This is a genomic window from Pseudomonas sp. R32, assembly GCF_009866705.1.
Lineage (GTDB): Bacteria > Pseudomonadota > Gammaproteobacteria > Pseudomonadales > Pseudomonadaceae > Aquipseudomonas > Aquipseudomonas donghuensis.
In genome coordinates, this window is record NZ_CP019396.1 from 4,344,233 (window position 1) to 4,362,989 (window position 18,757).

The 18,757-nt window shown below is 59.9% G+C and carries 20 protein-coding genes; 12 read left to right on the forward strand and 8 right to left on the reverse strand.

The genetic code is table 11. From position 1 onward, the window contains the following. The first annotated feature begins 2 nt into the window (after window positions 1–2). Together nth and PspR32_RS26220 are read left to right on the forward strand one after the other, a co-directional pair. Window positions 3–641 carry an endonuclease III gene (gene nth, locus PspR32_RS20100; RefSeq protein WP_010221046.1) on the forward strand — a complete coding sequence of 213 codons (639 nt, stop codon included), beginning with the start codon at window positions 3–5 and terminating at the stop codon, window positions 639–641. Window positions 642–746: 105 nt separating this feature from the next. Next, window positions 747–923: a PA3496 family putative envelope integrity protein gene (locus PspR32_RS26220; RefSeq protein ID WP_174242306.1), complete on the forward strand. Its 177-nt coding sequence runs from the start codon at window positions 747–749 to the stop codon at window positions 921–923. 62 nt (window positions 924–985) lie between these two features. On the opposite strand, the gene PspR32_RS20105 is transcribed toward PspR32_RS26220, so the two are convergent. Then, window positions 986–1,612 (reverse strand): response regulator transcription factor, encoded by a 627-nt coding sequence (locus PspR32_RS20105; RefSeq protein ID WP_010221044.1) that lies wholly within the window; start codon window positions 1,610–1,612, stop codon window positions 986–988. A 442-nt stretch (window positions 1,613–2,054) separates the two neighbouring features. Between PspR32_RS20105 and PspR32_RS26420 the strand changes: the two genes are divergently transcribed. After that, on the forward strand, window positions 2,055–2,582 hold the full coding sequence (locus PspR32_RS26420) for a hypothetical protein (RefSeq protein ID WP_232531760.1): 528 nt from the start codon (window positions 2,055–2,057) through the stop codon (window positions 2,580–2,582). Between the two features lie 64 nt (window positions 2,583–2,646). Here PspR32_RS26420 and PspR32_RS20115 read toward each other — a convergent pair whose 3' ends face one another. Together PspR32_RS20115 and PspR32_RS20120 are read right to left on the reverse strand one after the other, a co-directional pair. Beyond that, complete coding sequence (locus PspR32_RS20115) at window positions 2,647–3,864, reverse strand: argininosuccinate synthase (RefSeq protein WP_010221042.1); 1,218 nt, start codon at window positions 3,862–3,864, stop codon at window positions 2,647–2,649. Between the two features lie 129 nt (window positions 3,865–3,993). Then, window positions 3,994–4,947: a flagellar protein MotY gene (locus tag PspR32_RS20120; RefSeq protein WP_010221041.1), complete on the reverse strand. Its 954-nt coding sequence runs from the start codon at window positions 4,945–4,947 to the stop codon at window positions 3,994–3,996. Window positions 4,948–5,077: 130 nt separating this feature from the next. Between PspR32_RS20120 and pyrC the strand changes: the two genes are divergently transcribed. Next, window positions 5,078–6,124 (forward strand): dihydroorotase, encoded by a 1,047-nt coding sequence (gene pyrC / locus PspR32_RS20125; RefSeq protein WP_010221040.1) that lies wholly within the window; start codon window positions 5,078–5,080, stop codon window positions 6,122–6,124. Between the two features lie 56 nt (window positions 6,125–6,180). Then, window positions 6,181–6,792 (forward strand): ribonuclease T, encoded by a 612-nt coding sequence (gene rnt / locus PspR32_RS20130; protein ID WP_249684437.1) that lies wholly within the window; start codon window positions 6,181–6,183, stop codon window positions 6,790–6,792. A gap of 70 nt (window positions 6,793–6,862) precedes the next feature. Here the strand turns inward: rnt and PspR32_RS20135 are convergent, their stop codons facing one another. Then, window positions 6,863–7,465, reverse strand: a complete 603-nt coding sequence (locus tag PspR32_RS20135; protein ID WP_010221038.1) for a peroxiredoxin — start codon at window positions 7,463–7,465, stop codon at window positions 6,863–6,865. A gap of 234 nt (window positions 7,466–7,699) precedes the next feature. On the opposite strand from PspR32_RS20135, the gene PspR32_RS20140 reads away from it, so the two are divergent. Both PspR32_RS20140 and bfr read left to right on the forward strand, forming a co-directional pair. Continuing rightward, window positions 7,700–7,918 carry a bacterioferritin-associated ferredoxin gene (locus PspR32_RS20140; RefSeq protein ID WP_010221037.1) on the forward strand — a complete coding sequence of 73 codons (219 nt, stop codon included), beginning with the start codon at window positions 7,700–7,702 and terminating at the stop codon, window positions 7,916–7,918. Between the two features lie 198 nt (window positions 7,919–8,116). Then, window positions 8,117–8,587, forward strand: coding sequence for a bacterioferritin (bfr, locus tag PspR32_RS20145; protein ID WP_010221036.1), 471 nt, complete (start codon window positions 8,117–8,119; stop codon window positions 8,585–8,587). Window positions 8,588–8,655: 68 nt separating this feature from the next. Here bfr and grxD read toward each other — a convergent pair whose 3' ends face one another. Continuing rightward, window positions 8,656–8,988, reverse strand: a complete 333-nt coding sequence (gene grxD, locus PspR32_RS20150) for a Grx4 family monothiol glutaredoxin (protein ID WP_010221035.1) — start codon at window positions 8,986–8,988, stop codon at window positions 8,656–8,658. A gap of 92 nt (window positions 8,989–9,080) precedes the next feature. Next, the gene (locus tag PspR32_RS20155; RefSeq protein WP_159389073.1) at window positions 9,081–11,189 is read right to left on the reverse strand and encodes a molybdopterin oxidoreductase family protein; all 2,109 of its coding nucleotides are present in this window, start codon (window positions 11,187–11,189) and stop codon (window positions 9,081–9,083) included. Window positions 11,190–11,566: 377 nt separating this feature from the next. Between PspR32_RS20155 and argF the strand changes: the two genes are divergently transcribed. Both argF and PspR32_RS20165 read left to right on the forward strand, forming a co-directional pair. Continuing rightward, on the forward strand, window positions 11,567–12,487 hold the full coding sequence (gene argF, locus PspR32_RS20160) for an ornithine carbamoyltransferase (RefSeq protein ID WP_010221033.1): 921 nt from the start codon (window positions 11,567–11,569) through the stop codon (window positions 12,485–12,487). Beyond that, on the forward strand, window positions 12,484–13,593 hold the full coding sequence (locus PspR32_RS20165) for an ABC transporter ATP-binding protein (protein WP_010221032.1): 1,110 nt from the start codon (window positions 12,484–12,486) through the stop codon (window positions 13,591–13,593). Before argF ends, PspR32_RS20165 begins: the two co-directional genes overlap by 4 nt. Window positions 13,594–13,665: 72 nt before the next feature. Here the strand turns inward: PspR32_RS20165 and PspR32_RS20170 are convergent, their stop codons facing one another. After that, the gene (locus PspR32_RS20170) at window positions 13,666–14,445 is read right to left on the reverse strand and encodes a PhzF family phenazine biosynthesis protein (RefSeq protein WP_010221031.1); all 780 of its coding nucleotides are present in this window, start codon (window positions 14,443–14,445) and stop codon (window positions 13,666–13,668) included. Window positions 14,446–14,538: 93 nt separating this feature from the next. Further along, the gene (gene ybaK / locus PspR32_RS20175) at window positions 14,539–15,009 is read right to left on the reverse strand and encodes a Cys-tRNA(Pro) deacylase (protein WP_010221030.1); all 471 of its coding nucleotides are present in this window, start codon (window positions 15,007–15,009) and stop codon (window positions 14,539–14,541) included. A 283-nt stretch (window positions 15,010–15,292) separates the two neighbouring features. On the opposite strand from ybaK, the gene PspR32_RS20180 reads away from it, so the two are divergent. The 3 genes from PspR32_RS20180 (at window position 15,293) to PspR32_RS20190 (ending at window position 18,593) form a co-directional block, all read left to right on the forward strand. Beyond that, complete coding sequence (locus PspR32_RS20180) at window positions 15,293–16,144, forward strand: MIP/aquaporin family protein (protein WP_010221029.1); 852 nt, start codon at window positions 15,293–15,295, stop codon at window positions 16,142–16,144. A 67-nt stretch (window positions 16,145–16,211) separates the two neighbouring features. Then, window positions 16,212–17,711: a glycerol kinase GlpK gene (gene glpK, locus PspR32_RS20185; RefSeq protein WP_010221028.1), complete on the forward strand. Its 1,500-nt coding sequence runs from the start codon at window positions 16,212–16,214 to the stop codon at window positions 17,709–17,711. A gap of 126 nt (window positions 17,712–17,837) precedes the next feature. Beyond that, complete coding sequence (locus PspR32_RS20190) at window positions 17,838–18,593, forward strand: DeoR/GlpR family transcriptional regulator (RefSeq protein ID WP_010221027.1); 756 nt, start codon at window positions 17,838–17,840, stop codon at window positions 18,591–18,593. The last annotated feature ends 164 nt before the right edge of the window (window positions 18,594–18,757 follow it).

The window sequence follows — 18,757 nt, forward strand, 5'->3', positions numbered from 1 at the left end:
CCATGAATGCCGCCAAACGCCTGGAGATCTTTCGCAGGCTGCACGAAGACAACCCTGAGCCGAAAACCGAGTTGGCCTACAGCAGCCCGTTCGAACTGCTGATTGCGGTGATCCTCTCGGCCCAGGCAACCGATGTCAGTGTGAACAAGGCCACGGCCAGGCTGTACCCGGTCGCCAATACCCCGGAAGCGATCTACGCCCTGGGCGTCGAAGGCCTGTCCGAATACATCAAGACCATCGGCCTGTACAACAGCAAGGCGAAAAACGTCATCGAAACCTGCCGCCTGCTCATCGAACAGCACGAAAGCCGGGTGCCGGAAACCCGCGAAGCGCTGGAGGCCCTGCCCGGGGTTGGCCGCAAGACCGCCAACGTGGTACTCAACACAGCCTTTCGGCAACTGGCCATGGCCGTCGATACGCATATCTTCCGGGTCAGCAACCGTACTGGAATTGCGCCGGGCAAGACTGTCCTGGAGGTTGAAAAGGCCCTGATGAAGTTCGTGCCCAAGGCTTACCTGCTGGACGCCCACCACTGGCTGATCCTGCATGGACGCTATGTGTGCCAGGCGCGCAAACCCCGCTGCGGGAGTTGCCGGATCGAAGATTTGTGCGAGTACAAGCACAAAACCTCGGACGATTGAGAAGATAGTGAAAACACTGCTCAATCGATTGAAAAAATCTTTTTTACCCGCTCAGAAATTCTCGCTATAAGGTGCGCCAATGGCCCTCTTGGCTTGGAGTGACTTATGAGCACCGATAAAGAAGACCTGGTTGTAGATGATGACATCGTCACTGAAGAAGCAGATGACGATGTACCAGTTGAAGTGGCGAAAACCAACCTGAGCAAACGCCGCACCATCGACAACCTGCTGGAAGAACGTCGCTTGCAGAAGCAGCTGGCTGACTACGACTTCGACCTCTGAAGGGCCGATGCCGTAAAAGCACAAAAGCCTCCTTGATGGAGGCTTTGTTGTTTCTGGGTGTATCAAACCAGGCCGTTACGCTGGGCCAGCTCGATCAGATCGACCAGTGAGCGAGCATTGAGCTTGAGCAACAAACGCGTCTTGTAGGTACTGACCGTCTTGTTGCTGAGGAACATGCCGTCGGCGATCTCCTTGTTGGTCTTGCCGCGGGCAAGCTGCTGCAAGACCATCATCTCCCGGCCCGACAAGCGCTCGACCATGTCCGCCTCGCTCGAGCCACCCAGGTTCGAGCGCACGGAATGCAACGCCTGGTTGGGGAAGTAGCTGTAACCGGAAAGCACTGCCTTTATGGCACTGAGCAGTTCGGTGAGATCCTGCTGTTTGCAGACATAGCCCGCAGCCCCCGTTTGCATGCAGCGCATGGAAAAATGCCCGGGCGCCTGCGAGGTCAGCACCAGCACCTTGATGCTGGCATTGTTGGCGGTCAACCTGGCGATCACTTCAAGGCCGTCAAGCTTGGGGATACCGATGTCCAGGATGACGATATCAGGACCATGCTCGCGCGCCAGCTGCAATGCGTCCACACCGTTATCTGTCTCGGCAATGACTTCATAACCATGCCGCTCCATCAATATGCGTACAGCCAGGCGAATGACCGGATGATCATCCACGATCAGGACTTTATTCATGAGCAAAATCCAATTGTTCGCTGTTCTATTATTTTGAGCTCGCACAATAGCCTAGTTGTACGACATATTGTATTGCGCCGTTAACAAGCAAATGCATACAAGGACGCAACCTACGGGCTTTAGAGAATTATCCTACAAGCCAGCAAAACCAAAGTCCCTAAAGAACCAACACTCGAACCATAGTGCAGACTGCCTCACACTTCCTGAATAAAGGTAGCACTAGACAAAGAAACCGCCTATGAAACTCGGCTTTAATAGCTGAAGGAAAAGTCCTATAGATCTGTTTGATAAAAACAATAATATTCAGCCATGTAAAACCGCCTTACATGATTCATGGGTAGATTACCCACCCGAGAAGTGAGCCATGCTGCCCGAGGCTGTGCCGAGCATGCTAAACCTGCGGAAACATAGGAGCGGACTCACCAAGCGCAAGGGTAACTGCATGAGTAAAGTCGAGCCGAAAAGCCCACTGACGATCATTGCGATTTTTGCTGGCATCATCGAAGCATCAGCGCTGGCCTCTCTGCCATTCCTGGGGGAGGATAGCCAAGGTATTTACACCTGGTTTCTGGTCGGCTTTCCGTTCTTCCTGACGGTATTGTTCTTTCTTACTTTGAATTTCAATTACAAGTCCCTTTATTCCCCCGAAATAAATGAACTCACTGCAGCCGCGGCGCCTGCTCCTGCACACATCCCCCTCCAGGTTGAACCGCCCACCCACGAAGTCGCCGACATTGATTTACCAAGCACGCCAGTTAAAGAAGTTGAAACACGGCATGTGCTTGCGGACATGTCCGAGCTGAGCACAGTGACTATCGCATTCCGCGGCCCGGCTGCAAGCGAGTTAATAGAGTACTTCGTACTGCAAGCACTAAAGCCCACACGATTGCCTTGTAACAAGTGGATCTTGAGCAACCTCGACACGGGCGCGCAAATCACCCTGATGAGGCAATCATTGAGCAAAGCGTAGTGCTGCACGCAACCAACAGGCAAAAAAAACCCCGGCACGCCGGGGTTTTCTGGGGTAACAAGCGTCAGACCAGCTTGCGGCCCTTGTTGGCAGCAATGCGCATGCGCAGGGCGTTGAGCTTGATGAAGCCCGCTGCGTCAGCCTGGTTGTACGCACCGCCATCTTCTTCGAAGGTGGCAATGTTGGCGTCAAACAGCGAATCGTCCGACTTGCGGCCGGTGACGATGACGTTGCCCTTGTACAGTTTCAGGCGCACGACACCGTTCACATTGACCTGGGACGCATCGATCATCTGTTGCAGCATCAGACGCTCAGGGCTCCACCAGTAGCCGGTGTAGATCAGGCTGGCGTACTTGGCCATCAGCTCATCCTTGAGGTGAGCGACTTCGCGGTCCAGAGTGATCGATTCGATCGCCCGGTGGGCGCGCAGCATGATGGTGCCGCCTGGGGTTTCGTAGCAGCCGCGGGACTTCATGCCGACGTAACGGTTCTCGACGATGTCCAGGCGACCGATGCCATTCTCGCCGCCGATGCGGTTGAGGGTGGCCAGCACCGTGGCAGGCGACATTTCAACGCCGTCCAGGGCAACGATATCGCCGTTGCGGTAGGTCAGTTCCAGGTAGGTCGGAACGTCCGGGGCGTTTTCTGGCGACTTGGTCCAGCGCCACATGTCTTCTTCGTGCTCGGTCCAGGTGTCTTCCAGCACGCCGCCTTCATACGAGATGTGCAGCAGGTTGGCGTCCATCGAGTACGGCGACTTCTTCTTGCCATGACGCTCGATCGGGATACCGTGCTTCTCGGCGTAGTCCATCAGCTTTTCACGGGACAGCAGGTCCCATTCACGCCATGGCGCAATAACCTTGACGCCTGGCTTGAGCGCATAGGCACCCAGCTCGAAACGTACCTGGTCGTTGCCTTTACCGGTGGCGCCATGGGAAATGGCATCGGCGCCGGTTTCGTTGGCGATTTCGATCAGGCGCTTGGCGATCAGTGGACGAGCGATGGAAGTACCCAGCAGGTACTCGCCTTCATAGACGGTGTTGGCGCGGAACATCGGGAACACGAAGTCGCGTACGAATTCTTCGCGCAGGTCGTCGATGTAGATTTCCTTGACGCCCATGGCCTGAGCCTTGGCGCGGGCCGGTTCGACCTCTTCGCCCTGTCCCAGGTCAGCGGTGAAGGTCACCACTTCACAGTTGTAGGTATCCTGCAGCCACTTGAGAATCACCGAAGTATCAAGGCCGCCGGAATACGCCAGTACGACCTTTTTTACGTCCGCCATGCCATCACTCCACGGGGTTGTACGGAAAGCCGTTGATTCTACCGACCTTGCGACAAAATTTACAGTGGGGCGACAGCTTGTGACGACAAAGCGACAGGAACTGTCGAGAGCGCGACGGACTGTCGCAGCTCAGGACTTGCTGACCGGCTTGCTGGCCTCTGTCGCCGCAGCCGGTGCGGCTGGAGCTTTGACGGCAGGCTCGAGCGGTTTTTCCAGCGGTTTTTCGACCGGCGTTACCCGATCAAGCTGAATGTTCACCCGCCGGTTGCGTGCGCGGTTGGTCGCGCTGTTGTTGCGCGCCAGCGGATAGCGCTCGCCATGGAAGCGCACGGTGATCTGCTCTTCGGGAATGCCATGGGCCTTGAGGTACTCCATCACCGCCAGCGCCCGGCGCCGTGACAGGTCGCGGTTGGTCAGGCGGTTACCGCTGTTGTCGGAGTGACCATCGAGTTCGATATGGTTGACCGAAGGGTCCGCCTTGAGAAAGTCGAGGATCACATCCAGGCGTGCCCTGGCATCGGCATCCAGGTCGATGCCCCCGCCAGGGAAGCCAACCTGCGCCTGGCGCACCTGGTCATAGTTCATCGGTAAGAGCTTTGCCGCACAGGCCTGATAATCGCCGTAGGCCTTATTGAACTTGACTGGCAACACCCGCACTTCCATGGTCCGCCCGGCTTCACCGGCATAGTTGCGCACCACGGTGCTGCGACCATCGAGCAAACCGTTGATAAGGCGGCTGGCCTGGCCCTGGGAGCTGGTGAAGAGCACGCCACTGCGAGCCATGCGCACCGCCCCCAGGTTGATATCGCCGCGACCGGGCTGCCACGGCGCGGCCGCCGCCAGCAGGGTGGCGGAGCCTGTGCCGAGCACATTGTTGCTTGAACGCAGCTGGAAAGTCGCCTGCTCGCCGGCGCGACGGACGAACTCGCCGCTGCCGAAATCGGCAATGGGTTGAACCAGCCGACATTCGAACTGATCGCCTTCGACCTTCCACTCGATGTTCTCCAGACGGGTCTGGAAGGTGAGTGCCATGGCGGGCATGCTGGCAAACACACTGAGCAGGGCTAGATAACGCTGGCGCACGGGCGGCTCCACAGATTTTCACGGTATACCTGCACGCTATCGGTCGGGCGCGGCAAAACTTGATAGCGAGTGCTCGCAACCGGCTTTTCCGGTAGCATTGACCTTGAGTTCGACCCGCCTGGAATCCCCAATGTCCGACCGCCTGACCCTCCTGCGTCCCGACGACTGGCACATCCATCTTCGTGATGGCGCTGTACTGCCGCATACCGTCGGCGACGTTGCGCGCACCTTTGCCCGCGCAATCATCATGCCCAACCTGGTGCCACCGGTGCGCAACGCCGCCGAAGCCGGTGCCTACCGCGAGCGCATCCTCGCTGCACGCCCTGCCGGCAGCCGTTTCGAGCCGTTGATGGTGCTGTACCTCACCGACCGTACCCAGCCCGAGGAAATCCGCGCGGCCAAGGCCACCGGTTTTGTCCATGCCGCCAAGCTGTATCCGGCTGGCGCGACGACCAACTCCGATTCCGGCGTGACCAGTGTCGACAAGATCTTCCCGGTGCTCGAAGCCATGGCCGAGGTCGGCATGCCGCTGTTGGTGCACGGTGAAGTGACCCGCAGCGAGATCGACGTGTTCGACCGCGAGAAGCTGTTCATCGACGAGCACCTGCGCCGTGTGGTCGAGCGCTTCCCGACCCTCAAGGTGGTGTTTGAACACATCACCACCAGCGACGCCGTGCAGTTCGTCAACGAGGCCCCGGCCAACGTTGGCGCGACCATCACTGCCCAGCACCTGCTGTACAACCGCAACCACATGCTGGTGGGCGGTATTCGTCCGCACTTCTATTGCCTGCCGATCCTCAAGCGCAACACCCACCAGGTGGCCTTGCTGGACGCCGCCACCAGCGGTAGCAGCAAGTTCTTCCTCGGCACCGACTCGGCTCCGCACGCCCAGCACGCCAAGGAAGCGGCCTGTGGCTGTGCCGGCTGCTACACCGCCTATGCCGCGATCGAGATGTACGCCGAAGCGTTCGAACAACGCAATGCGCTGGACAAGCTCGAAGGCTTCGCCAGCCTGCACGGCCCGGCCTTCTACGGCCTGCCGGCCAACACCGATACGATTACCCTGGTCCGCGACAGCTGGACCGCCCCAAGCAGCTTGCCGTTCGGCGAGCAGACCGTTATCCCGCTGCGCGCCGGTGAGCAACTGCGCTGGCGCCTGCTGGAGGAAACTGCGTGAGCGAAGATCAGTACGAAGACGACCAGGAAGGTCATGGTGGCGGTCCACACCACCCAATGGCTGAGCGCTTTCGCGGTTACCTGCCGGTAGTGGTCGACGTTGAAACCGGCGGTTTCAATTGCGCGACCGACGCCCTGCTGGAGATCGCCGCAGTCACCATCGGCATGGACGAAAAAGGTTTCCTGTTCCCGGAACACACCTATTTCTTCCGCGTCGAGCCGTTCGAAGGCGCCAACATCGAGCAGGCCGCCCTGGAGTTCACCGGAATCAAGCTCGACCACCCGCTGCGCATGGCCGTCAGCGAAGAGTCGGCCCTGACCGACATCTTCCGTGGCGTGCGCAAGGCGCTCAAGGCCAATGGCTGCAAACGGGCGATCCTGGTCGGTCACAACAGCAGCTTCGACCTGGGCTTCCTCAATGCCGCCGTGGCCCGCCACGACATGAAGCGCAACCCGTTTCATCCGTTCTCAAGCTTCGACACCGCCACCCTGGCCGGCCTTGCCTATGGCCAGACCGTGCTGGCGCGGGCCTGCCAGAGCGCCGACATCGACTTCGATGGCCGTGAGGCGCACTCGGCGCGTTACGACACCGAGAAGACTGCCGAGCTGTTCTGCGGCATCGTCAACCGCTGGAAAGAAATGGGCGGCTGGCAGGACTTCAACGACTGACGCTGGGGCAAGCCCGCTCCTACAGGCATAAAAAAACCGGCCATCAGGCCGGTTTTTTTATACCTGGCAATTACAGCTTGCCAGCGTTCTCGCTCAGGTAAGCAGCAACGCCTTCTGGCGAAGCGGTCATGCCCTTGTCGCCTTTTTTCCAGTTGGCAGGGCAGACTTCGCCGTGCTCTTCGTGGAACTGCAGGGCGTCGACCAGACGCAGCAGCTCGTCCATGTTACGGCCCAGTGGCAGGTCGTTGACGATTTGCGAGCGGACAACGCCCTTGTCGTCGATCAGGAAGGCGCCACGGAAAGCCACGCCGCCTTCGGACTCTACGTCGTAGGCCTTGGCGATGTCGTGCTTCATGTCAGCAGCCATGATGTACTGGACCTGACCGATGCCGCCGGCATTGATCGGGGTGTTGCGCCAGGCGTTGTGGGTGAAGTGCGAGTCGATCGACACGGCGATCACTTCAACGTTGCGCGCCTTGAATTCAGCCATGCGGTGGTCCAGAGCGATCAGCTCGGACGGGCAGACGAAGGTGAAGTCCAGCGGGTAGAAGAACACCAGGCCGTACTTGCCTTTGATGGCCGAAGCCAGGTTGAAGCTGTCGACGATTTCGCCGTTGCCCAGAACAGCTGGAACGGTGAAGTCCGGGGCATTTTTGCCAACGAGTACGCTCATGCGATATCTCCTGATGGGGTGGAATCATCTTGCACAGGCCAGCATGCACCGGCCTGGCATCGAAATGGCCGACCATCATACACCGCCCTGAGCCGCTCGCCGAGTTTCAGTCCGAACGCTCGACAATCAGCCGTTGGTCGCTCTAGTCCGCGCCCTGCAGAAAGAGCTTTGACAAGCATTCTCATTAACATTAAGCTTCTTCGAATTGAGCCTTAACCAGCGATGGCCAGCCCTATGTATGTGTGTCTTTGTGTTGGTGTGACCGACGGACAGATCCGCGATGCGATCTATGAAGGATGCTGCAGCTACAAGGAAGTCAGAAGCGCCACCAACGTGGCAAGCCAGTGTGGCAAATGTGCCTGCCTGGCCAAGCAGGTAGTGCGCGAAACCCTCACCGAGCTTCAGGTCAGCCAGGCTGCCCTGCCCTATCCTGTAGAATTTACGGCAGCATAATTCAGCGAATTCCAAGAACCGGACCCAGTGTCCGGTTTTTTTATGCCTGTAATTCAAGTAGTTAGGGGTTTAACGCGGAACACAAACATTCTTATTCCGATTAATTTTTATTTATTATTCAACAACTTAGGTTTGACAGTAGAAATTGCGAAGCTCAGACTTGCCTTGATAGACACACTTACAGGGCAGGACCCCATCATGAAAGGCGACGTTAGCGTCATCCAGCATCTCAACAAGATCCTCGGAAACGAGCTGGTCGCAATCAACCAATACTTCCTGCATGCCCGCATGTACGAAGACTGGGGCCTGGAGAAGCTCGGCAAGCACGAGTACAAAGAATCCATCGAAGAGATGAAACACGCTGACAAACTGATCAAGCGTATTCTGTTCCTCGAAGGCATCCCCAACGTCCAGGACCTGGGCAAGTTGCTGATTGGTGAGCACACCAAGGAAATGCTTGAGTGCGACCTGAAGATCGAGCAAAAAGGCCTGGTCGACCTCAAGGCCGCCATCGCCCACTGCGAGACCGTCGGCGACTTCGGCAGCCGTGAACTGCTCGAAGACATCCTCGAAGCCGAGGAAGAGCACATCGACTGGCTGGAAACCCAGTTGAGCCTGATCGACAAGATCACCCTGGAGAACTACCTGCAGTCGCAGATGGGCGAGTAAGTTCCCCCCCTGCCCTACAGGCAAAAAAAGCCCCGCATTGCGGGGCTTTTTTTTGACCAAACCTGGAATCAGGCCTTGTCAGCGGCCTTGGCTGCAGCTTCCTTGATCAGGGTCTGCAGTTCGCCGTTGGCAAACATTTCAGCCATGATGTCGGAACCGCCGACCAGCTCGCCAGCAACCCACAGTTGCGGGAAGGTTGGCCAGTTAGCGTACTTTGGCAGGTTGGCGCGGATTTCCGGATTCTGCAGGATATCCACGTAAGCGAATTTCTCGCCGCAGCCCATCACGGCTTGCGCCGCCTTGGCCGAAAAGCCGCACTGCGGGGCATTCGGCGAGCCTTTCATGTAAAGCAGAATGGTGTTGTTGGCAATCTGCTCTTTGATTGTTTCGATAATATCCATGAAGCACCTCGCGGCTGAACTTTCCGACCTGGTTGTCGGCACGGTGACGCATTGTATCGGAAAGCCAAGCAGGACGCTCGGCCTTGCCGATATCAGGCCGCAACCACCTGCACTGGCACGCCATTGAGCGCCGCGTTGCCCGACACTGCATCGAACTGGCGCTCATCGGTGAGGTCGTTGGCACTGGCGCCGGGGTGCGCCTGGGCGATCTCCAGGCGCACTCCGGCACGGGCATGGCCAAAGCCATGGGGCAAGCTGACCACCCCCGGCATCATGTCGCTGCTGGCCTGCACCTCGACCTCGATTTCGCCGACCCGCGAGCTGACCCGCACCCGTTGGCCGTCCTGCAAGTGGCGACCGGCCAGGTCATCCGGGTGCATCAGCAGTTGATGGCGCGGCTTGCCTTTGACCAGGCGGTGGTAGTTATGCATCCAGGAATTATTGCTGCGTACATGGCGACGACCGATCAGCAGCAGTTGATCCGCCGCCAGCGGCTGTTGCCCGGCAAAGCGCTGCAGGTCGCCGAGCATCTCCCGCGGTGCGGCTTGAATCCGTTGGTTAGGCGTCTTCAAGCGCGCGGCAAGGTTGGGCTGCAGCGGCCCCAGGTCGATGCCATGGGGGTGCTGGTCGAGGGTCTCAAGCGACAGTTTGAACGCCGAGGCCTCACCGTATCGGCCCTGGCGCAGGCCGATATCAATCATCTGCGCCGGCGCCAGGGTCGGCTTCAACGGCTTGTTACTGCGGGCGGCAAAAGCCTTGGCCAGGCCGACGAAGATCTCCCAGTCATGCAAGGCGCCTTCGGGTTTGGGCAGGACAGCCCGGTTGAAGCGGCTCACGTTGCGTACCGCCAACAGGTTGAAGGTGGTGTCGTAGTGATCATTTTCCAGTGCCGAGGTGGACGGCAGGATCAGGTCGGCGTAACGGGTGGTCTCGTTGATGTACAGGTCGATGCTGAGCATGAACTCAAGGCCGTCCAGGGCCCGCTCCAACTGCCGGCCATTGGGCGTGGACAGCACCGGGTTGCCCGCGACCGTCACCAGCGCGCGAACCTGCCCCTCACCTTCGACTAGCATCTCTTCGGCCAGGGCCGCCACCGGCAATTCGCCGCCGTACTCGGGCAGCCCCGAGACCCGGCTCTGCCAGGCATTGAAATGCCCACCCGAAGTACTGGCCACCAGATCCACCGCGGGTTCGGTACACAGGGCACCCCCCACGCGGTCGAGGTTGCCGCTGACCAGGTTGATCAGCTGCACCAGCCAATGGCACAAGGTGCCGAAGGCCTGGGTCGAGATGCCCATGCGCCCGTAACAGACTGCCTTGTCGGCGGCGGCAAAGTCCCGGGCCAACTGGCGAATTACCTGCGCCTGGACGCCGCACAGCGGGCTCATGGCCTCGGGCGTGAACGGCGCGATCGCCGCTTGCACCTCGCCCAGGCCCTCCACCGGCAGGCTCGGTTGGCGGGTCAAGCCTTCGGCAAACAACGTATTGAGCAGGCCACACAGCAACGCGGCGTCGCCGCCGGGGCGAATGAACAGATGCTGATCAGCCATGGCCGCCGTCTCGCTGCGGCGCGGATCGACCACCACCAGCTTGCCACCACGGGCCTGGATTGCCTTGAGACGCTTCTCGACATCCGGCACGGTCATGATGCTGCCGTTGGAGGCCAGCGGGTTGCCGCCCAGGATCAGCATGAACGCGGTGTTGTCGATGTCCGGGATCGGCAGCAACAGGCCATGGCCGTACATCAGGTAGCTGGTCAGGTGATGCGGCAGTTGGTCCACCGAGGTGGCAGAGAAGCGGTTACGGGTCTTGAGCAACCCGAGGAAGTAGTTGCTGTGGGTCATCAGCCCGTAGTTGTGCACGCTCGGGTTGCCTTGATACACCGCCACGGCGTTTTGTCCGTGGGCCTGCTGGATAGCCCAGAGCTTTTGCGCGGCCAGTTCGAAGGCCTCTTCCCAACTGATCGCCTGCCAGCTGTCACCGACACGCTTGTGCGGCGCCCGCAGGCGGTCCGGGTCATTCTGGATATCCTGCAAGGCCACCGCCTTGGGGCAGATGTGGCCGCGGCTGAAGCGGTCCTCGGGGTCACCCTTGATCGAGGTGATGCGCGGGGCGACATCGGGCTGGTGGGTGATTTCCAGGGTCAAGCCGCAGATGGCTTCACACAGATGACAGGCACGGTGATGCAGGGTCTTGTTCATGGCCACCTCTTGCTTGGGTGTCTGGGATGAACTGACTATGAGCCTGGCCCGGCGCACGTACCAGCGAGGTTTGTCACGTGAATCTTCGGGCATCAGGCGTAGCGATTCGCAACCGGCCCGCCGCCCGGTTTGCCAAGGCGCAGGCAGGCAGTGTAAAACCCTTGTGTAACGTATAAAAAAAGCTTCTGTCCAATGGGTTACGACACTGCCTGAAACATCGGCGACGAAACCCCCTCTTGGTATGACGCGACATTTAATTATAGTATTGCGTCTTCCCCTAATTCGTCGCCCCGTGCGGCTTTCGCCGCAGGTCACTTCCGTTGTTTTGAAAAACCGGTAAGGCTGATCTGCGGTCTGTTGCAAAAAGGTAGTCAAACATGAGCGCTAGGCACTTTCTCTCCCTGATGGATTTCACACCCGACGAACTGCTCAGTGTGATCCGTCGAGGTATCGAGCTGAAGGACCTGCGTAACCGCGGCGTACTGTTCGAACCGCTGAAAAACCGCGTGCTGGGGATGATCTTCGAAAAATCCTCGACCCGCACTCGCCTGTCGTTCGAAGCCGGCATGATCCAGCTCGGTGGCCAGGCCATCTTCCTCTCGCCACGGGACACCCAGCTGGGCCGTGGCGAACCGATCGGCGACTGCGCCATCGTCATGTCGCGCATGCTCGATGCGGTGATGATTCGTACCTTTGCCCACAGCACCCTGACCGAATTCGCCGCCAACTCGCGGGTGCCCGTCATCAACGGCCTGTCCGACGACCTGCACCCGTGCCAGTTGCTGGCCGACATGCAGACCTTCCTCGAACACCGCGGCGCCATCCAGGGCAAGACCGTGGCCTGGATCGGCGATGGCAACAACATGTGCAACAGCTATATAGAGGCGGCCATCCAGTTCGACTTCCAGCTGCGCATCGCCTGCCCGGCCGAATTCGAGCCCAATGCGCAGTTCCTGGCCCAGGCCGGTGACCGCGTACAGATCTTCCGTGAACCCAAGGCTGCGGTGCAGGGCGCCCACCTGGTGAGCACCGATGTCTGGACTTCCATGGGTCAGGAAGAGGAAACTGCACGGCGTCTGGCCTTGTTCGCGCCTTACCAGGTAACCCGCGAACTGCTCGACCTGGCAGCACCCGATGCCCTGTTCATGCACTGCCTGCCCGCCCACCGCGGCGAGGAAATCAGCCTGGACCTGCTCGACGACCCCCGTTCGGTCGCCTGGGACCAGGCCGAAAACCGCTTGCATGCACAGAAGGCGCTTCTCGAATTTCTTGTTGAACCGGCCTATCACCACGCATGAGTCAACCTTTACTGCTTAACCTGCGCGAGCTCGCCTGTGGCTATGGCGAGCAGCGCATCGTCCAGAACCTCAACCTGCACCTGAACGCCGGCGACATCGGTTGCCTGCTGGGCTCCTCGGGGTGCGGCAAGACCACCACCCTGCGCGCCATTGCCGGTTTCGAGCCGGTGCACGAAGGCGAGATCCAGCTGGGTGGCGAGGTCATCTCCAGGGCCGGGTTCACCCTGGCCCCGGAGAAACGCCGGATCGGCATGGTGTTCCAGGACTACGCGCTGTTCCCGCACCTGACCGTGGCCGAGAACATCGCCTTCGGCATCGGCAAGCATCCTCAGCAACGCCAGGTGGTCGAAGAGATGCTTGAGCTGGTCAAGCTCGGCGGCCTGGGCAAACGCTACCCCCACGAGCTTTCCGGCGGCCAGCAGCAGCGTGTGGCCCTGGCCCGCGCGCTGGCTCCCGAGCCGCAATTGCTGCTGCTCGACGAACCGTTCTCCAACCTTGATGTGGAGCTGCGCCGGCGCCTGAGCCATGAAGTGCGCGACATTCTCAAAAGCCGTGGCACCAGCGCGATCCTGGTCACTCACGATCAGGAAGAGGCCTTTGCCGTCAGCGATCACGTCGGTGTATTCAAGGAAGGTCGTCTGGAGCAATGGGACACCCCCTACAACCTCTACCACGAACCGCTGACACCATTCGTGGCCAGTTTCATTGGCCAGGGCTATTTCATTCGCGGCCAGTTGACCAGCCCTGAATCGGTACGCACCGAACTCGGTGAGCTGCGCGGCAACCGTGCCTACACCCTGACGCCTGGCAGCGCCGTGGACGTGTTGCTGCGCCCGGATGACATCATCCATGCGCCGCACAGCGAACTGAAGGCGTTGATCGTGGGCAAGAGCTTCCTCGGTGCCGCGACCCTGTATCGCCTGCAACTGCCTACCGGCAGCCAGCTGGAAGCGATCTTCCCAAGCCACAACGACCATCAGGTCGGTGCCGAAGTAGGGATTGAAGTGGCGGCGGACCACCTGGTGGTGTTTGCCGTACCGGGCAGCGTGGCGGCGCAGTTGCCGGTGCCGGAGAACGGCGTTCGCCGGTACAGCTCGACGGTCTGATGCAGGGCCAATCGCGGGGCAAGCCCGCTCCTACAAAGGTCAATGTAGGCGCTGGCTTGCCCCGCGATGCTTTCAAAGCATCAAAGTCCCACTGGCCACCAGCCTGGCATACCCAGCAATCTTCACCCGCTCCCCCTCCAGCCGGCAGAACAACTCCCCGCCGCGACTCGAACACTGAAACGCCCGCAGCTCGCGCTTGCCCAGACGCTGCGCCCAGTACGGGATCAGGCTGCAATGGGTAGAACCTGTCACCGGATCCTCGGGAATACCGATTCCCGGTGCGAAATAACGCGAGACAAAATCGTGCTCGATACCAGGCGCAGTGACGATCACCCCGAGCCCCGGTAATTGCGCCAGCGCCGCCATGTCCGGCGTACAGGCACGCAACACCTGCTCGGACTCGACCCGCACCAGCAGTTCGTTGGTTTTCCAGACTTCCAGCACCGGGCAGCCCAGGGCTTGAGCCACCGGCACCCGGTCATTCAAGGGCTGCGGCTCGACCCGCGGGAAATCCAGCTGCAAACGCCCGCCTTCGCGGCTTACGCTCAGCGGGCCGGATTTACTCTGGAACAGCAGCCGCTCACTCGGCTCTTTATAGACCTCCAGCAACACATGAGCACTGGCCAGGGTCGCGTGGCCACACAGCGGCACTTCAGTGGTCGGGGTGAACCAGCGAATCTGCCAGCCTTCGGCATGGGGAACGACGAACGCAGTCTCGGCCAGGTTGTGTTCGGCGGCAATCTGTTGCATCAACTCATCGGCGAGCCAGCGCTCCAGGCGATAGACCATGGCCGGGTTGCCGGCAAAGGGACGGTCGCTGAAGGCATCGACCTGATGGAACTCAAGCTGCATGGGACAGATCTCTCGATGGCGGGCCACAGAGCATGCCCGCCAAGCGGCAAAGACCGACAGAGACAGAATCAACCGATTTTGAACATACAGATGTCAGTCACGGCCAATGGCGGCGAATTTGCCCTGGGTATGCTCGGCCAGCAGCGCAGCCGCCAGTTCGACTTCCAGCCCTCGGCGGCCAGCACTGACGAAAATTGTTTCAAAGGATTCAGCGGTTTCGTCAATGAAAGTGCGCAAGCGCTTCTTCTGCCCCAGCGGGCTGATTCCGCCCAGCAGGTAACCGGTCGAACGCTGAGCCGCCGCCGGATCCGCCATCTCGCATTTCTTCACCCCGGCAGCATGGGCCAGGCCCTTCAGGTCCAGGCTACCGACCACCGGTACCACCGCCACCAGCAACTCGCCCTTTTCGCTACTGGCCAGCAAGGTCTTGAACACCCGCGCAGGCTCAAGGTTGAGCTTCTCCGCCGCTTCCAGCCCGTAGGATGCTGCCTTGGGATCATGTTCGTAACTGTGGATGTGGTGTTCGGCGCGAACCTTTTTCAGCAGATCCAGGGCGGGGGTCATACAGGGCTCCAGACAGTAGGGTGAATGCCATTTCGCTGGCTACTTTAGGGCAAAACCCCAAGCGCAACCAACGCCCATCACCGTCACCAATAGTCAGATTGTGAATGGTGGTTCACTTTCGACCTTTGACATAAGCGTTTCTTGTCTATATTTTTTCGATTATGAATATAGTCATGCCCCGATAAGGTGCATTTTCTGCCGCCGCCCGACCGAAATGGGGATTTCTGTTGGGCTTTTGTCGAGCGCTCACTGCGCCTCACAACAACAAGAACCGAGGTAACGAATGACGACTGCTCTGAGACAACCAACACTTTCAAGCCAGTGCATGGCCGAATTTCTCGGCACTGCGCTGCTGATCTTTTTCGGCACCGGCTGCGTCGCTGCGCTCAAGGTGGCGGGTGCCAGCTTTGGCCTGTGGGAAATCAGCATCATTTGGGGCGTCGGCGTGAGCATGGCGATCTACCTCACCGCCGGGGTTTCCGGTGCGCACCTGAACCCGGCCGTGAGCATCGCCCTGTGCCTGTTCGCCGGTTTCGAGAAGCACAAACTGCCGTTCTACATCGTCGCCCAGATTGCCGGCGCCTTCTGTGGCGCTGCGTTGGTTTACACGCTATACAGCAACCTGTTCTTCGATTTCGAACAGGCCCATGAAATGATCCGTGGCAGCCAGGCCAGCCTCGAATTGGCCTCGGTGTTCTCCACCTACCCGCACCCGGCGCTGTCCACCGGCCAGGCCTTTTTGGTCGAAGTGATCATCACCGCCGTACTGATGGCGGTGATCATGGCCTTGACCGATGACAACAACGGCCTTCCGCGCGGCGCCATGGCGCCCCTGCTGATCGGCCTGCTGATTGCCGTGATCGGCAGCGCCATGGGCCCGCTGACCGGCTTTGCGATGAACCCGGCACGGGATTTCGGGCCCAAGCTGATGACCTTCCTCGCCGGCTGGGGCGAAGTCGCCTTTACTGGCGGTCGTGATATTCCCTATTTCCTGATTCCGATTTTTGCGCCGATCATAGGAGCGAGCCTTGGGGCCGCCCTGTACCGCGGCGTGATCGCCCGCAACCTGCCGGTTGCCGAGAGCGAAAGCGCCCAGACCGACGCCAACCCTCAGGGCAAGACCCAGGCGTCCTGATGCCTGCAGTGGCGAGCCAGGCTCGCCCCGCCCTGATCTCCACCCTATTAAGTGCAAGGCCAACGACATGACAGACACCCAGAACAAGAACTACATCATTGCCCTGGACCAGGGCACGACCAGTTCGCGGGCCATCATTTTCGACCGTGACGCCAACGTGGTTGGCACCTCGCAACGCGAATTCGCACAGCATTACCCACAAGCCGGCTGGGTCGAGCACGACCCCATGGAAATCTTCGCCACCCAGAGCGCGACCATGGTCGAAGCCCTGGCCCAGGCAGGCCTGAGTCACGACCAGGTAGCAGCCATCGGTATCACCAACCAGCGTGAAACCACCGTGGTCTGGGACAAGGAAACCGGCCGCCCGGTGTACAACGCCATCGTCTGGCAATGCCGGCGCAGCACCGAGATCTGCGAACAGCTCAAGCGTGACGGCCTGCAGGACTACATCCGCGAAACCACCGGTCTGGTCACCGACCCGTACTTCTCCGGCACCAAGCTCAAGTGGATCCTCGACAACGTCGAAGGCGCCCGTGAGCGCGCCGAGCGTGGCGACCTGCTGTTCGGCACTGTCGACAGCTGGCTGATCTGGAAATTCTCCGGTGGCAAGGTCCACGTCACCGACTACACCAACGCCTCGCGCACCATGCTCTTCAACATCCACACCCTGGAGTGGGACGAGAAGATGCTTGAAGTGCTGAACATCCCGCGGCAGATGCTGCCCCAGGTGCGCAGCTCCTCGGAAGTCTACGGCCGCACCAAGAGCGGTATCGCCATTGCCGGTATCGCTGGCGACCAGCAAGCCGCGCTGTTCGGCCAGATGTGCGTGGAACCGGGCCAGGCCAAGAACACCTACGGCACCGGCTGCTTCCTGCTGATGAACACCGGCGACAAGGCGGTCAAATCTTCCCACGGCCTGCTCACCACCATCGCCTGCGGCCCTCGCGGCGAAGTGGCCTACGCCCTGGAAGGCGCCGTTTTCAACGGCGGTTCCACCGTGCAGTGGCTGCGTGACGAACTGAAGATCGTCAACGACGCCCACGACACCGAATACTTCGCCAGCAAGGTCAAAGACAGCAACGGCGTGTACCTGGTACCGGCCTTCACCGGCCTTGGCGCACCGTACTGGGACCCCTATGCCCGTGGCGCACTGTTTGGCCTGACCCGCGGGGTCAAGGTCGATCACATCATCCGCGCGGCGCTGGAGTCGATCGCCTACCAGACCCGCGACGTGCTCGACGCCATGCAACAGGACTGCGGCCAACGCCTGAGCGAGCTGCGGGTGGATGGTGGCGCCGTCGCCAACAACTTCCTCATGCAGTTCCAGGCCGACATCCTCGGCACCTGCGTCGAACGCCCGCAAATGCGTGAAACCACTGCCCTCGGCGCTGCCTACCTGGCGGGCCTGGCCTGTGGTTTCTGGAGCAGCCTGGATGAACTGCGCGGCAAGGCAATCATCGAGCGCGAGTTCAACCCGCAACTGGATGAAGTGCAGAAAGAGAAGCTGTACGCCGGCTGGCTGAAAGCAGTGGATCGCACCCGCGATTGGGAACCACACGACGAGTGAGCAGTAGAAACAAGCTGTAAGCTACAAGCTGCAAGCCTGTAGGCCGCGAATCATCTTGTGGCTTGCAGCTTGCAGCTTGAGCTGTTTTCATGGCGCAATTTTCCCGGCTGCCCAAAAGGACCGCCCATGAATCTGCCCCCTCGCCAACAACAAATCCTCGAACTGGTTCGCGAACGCGGCTATGTCAGTATCGAAGAAATGGCGCAGTTGTTCGTCGTTACCCCGCAAACCATCCGTCGAGACATCAACCAACTGGCAGAAGTTAATCTGCTGCGTCGCTACCACGGTGGCGCGGCTTACGACTCCAGTATCGAAAACACCGCCTACGCCATGCGCGCCGACCAGATGCGCGACGAGAAGCAGCGCATCGCCGAAGCGATCGCCGCGCAGATTCCCGACCACGCCTCGCTGTTCATCAACATCGGCACCACCACCGAATCCATCGCCCGCGCCCTGCTCAACCACAACCACCTGAAGATCATCACCAACAACCTGCACGTGGCCTCGATCCTCAGTGCCAAGGATGATTTCGAAGTGCTGCTGGCCGGCGGCAATGTGCGCCGTGACGGTGGCGTGGTCGGCCAGGCCAGTGTCGACTTCATCAACCAGTTCAAGGTCGATTTCGCCCTCGTCGGCATCAGCGGCATCGATGAAGACGGCAGCCTGCTGGATTTCGACTACCAGGAAGTACGGGTATCCCAGGCGATCATCGCCAATGCCCGCCAGGTCATCCTCGCCGCCGACTCAAGCAAGTTCGGCCGTAACGCTATGGTGCGCCTGGGCTCTATCAGCCTGATCGACTGCCTGGTGACCGACCAGGCGCCAGTGCCCGCCCTCACCCAGTTACTCAACCAGTACAAGATCCGCCTCGAAGTGGTCTGAGCGGCCACAAGCTGCCATCGCGACGATGGCAGCTCGAATGTTCGTTATTTTTCATTTATTTGTCATCTGATCAGTATTTTCTATGGAAAGTGACTGGCGAGCAGCATTTTGTTGCGCTAGTATTTTCGAAAGTGAACATCGATGTTCAGATTCGATGTCGGAAA

Excerpts from the sequence above, each read along its gene's own strand:
- nth (WP_010221046.1), top strand. The coding sequence starts at position 3 with ATGAATGCCGCCAAACGCCTGGAGATCTTTCGCAGGCTGCACGAAGAC.
- PspR32_RS26220 (WP_174242306.1), top strand. The coding sequence starts at position 747 with ATGAGCACCGATAAAGAAGACCTGGTTGTAGATGATGACATCGTCACT.
- PspR32_RS20105 (WP_010221044.1), bottom strand. The coding sequence starts at position 1,612 with ATGAATAAAGTCCTGATCGTGGATGATCATCCGGTCATTCGCCTGGCT.
- PspR32_RS26420 (WP_232531760.1), top strand. The coding sequence starts at position 2,055 with ATGAGTAAAGTCGAGCCGAAAAGCCCACTGACGATCATTGCGATTTTT.
- PspR32_RS20115 (WP_010221042.1), bottom strand. The coding sequence starts at position 3,864 with ATGGCGGACGTAAAAAAGGTCGTACTGGCGTATTCCGGCGGCCTTGAT.
- pyrC (WP_010221040.1), top strand. The coding sequence starts at position 5,078 with ATGTCCGACCGCCTGACCCTCCTGCGTCCCGACGACTGGCACATCCAT.
- rnt (WP_249684437.1), top strand. The coding sequence starts at position 6,181 with ATGGCTGAGCGCTTTCGCGGTTACCTGCCGGTAGTGGTCGACGTTGAA.
- PspR32_RS20135 (WP_010221038.1), bottom strand. The coding sequence starts at position 7,465 with ATGAGCGTACTCGTTGGCAAAAATGCCCCGGACTTCACCGTTCCAGCT.
- PspR32_RS20140 (WP_010221037.1), top strand. The coding sequence starts at position 7,700 with ATGTATGTGTGTCTTTGTGTTGGTGTGACCGACGGACAGATCCGCGAT.
- bfr (WP_010221036.1), top strand. The coding sequence starts at position 8,117 with ATGAAAGGCGACGTTAGCGTCATCCAGCATCTCAACAAGATCCTCGGA.
- grxD (WP_010221035.1), bottom strand. The coding sequence starts at position 8,988 with ATGGATATTATCGAAACAATCAAAGAGCAGATTGCCAACAACACCATT.
- PspR32_RS20155 (WP_159389073.1), bottom strand. The coding sequence starts at position 11,189 with ATGAACAAGACCCTGCATCACCGTGCCTGTCATCTGTGTGAAGCCATC.
- argF (WP_010221033.1), top strand. The coding sequence starts at position 11,567 with ATGAGCGCTAGGCACTTTCTCTCCCTGATGGATTTCACACCCGACGAA.
- PspR32_RS20165 (WP_010221032.1), top strand. The coding sequence starts at position 12,484 with ATGAGTCAACCTTTACTGCTTAACCTGCGCGAGCTCGCCTGTGGCTAT.
- PspR32_RS20170 (WP_010221031.1), bottom strand. The coding sequence starts at position 14,445 with ATGCAGCTTGAGTTCCATCAGGTCGATGCCTTCAGCGACCGTCCCTTT.
- ybaK (WP_010221030.1), bottom strand. The coding sequence starts at position 15,009 with ATGACCCCCGCCCTGGATCTGCTGAAAAAGGTTCGCGCCGAACACCAC.
- PspR32_RS20180 (WP_010221029.1), top strand. The coding sequence starts at position 15,293 with ATGACGACTGCTCTGAGACAACCAACACTTTCAAGCCAGTGCATGGCC.
- glpK (WP_010221028.1), top strand. The coding sequence starts at position 16,212 with ATGACAGACACCCAGAACAAGAACTACATCATTGCCCTGGACCAGGGC.
- PspR32_RS20190 (WP_010221027.1), top strand. The coding sequence starts at position 17,838 with ATGAATCTGCCCCCTCGCCAACAACAAATCCTCGAACTGGTTCGCGAA.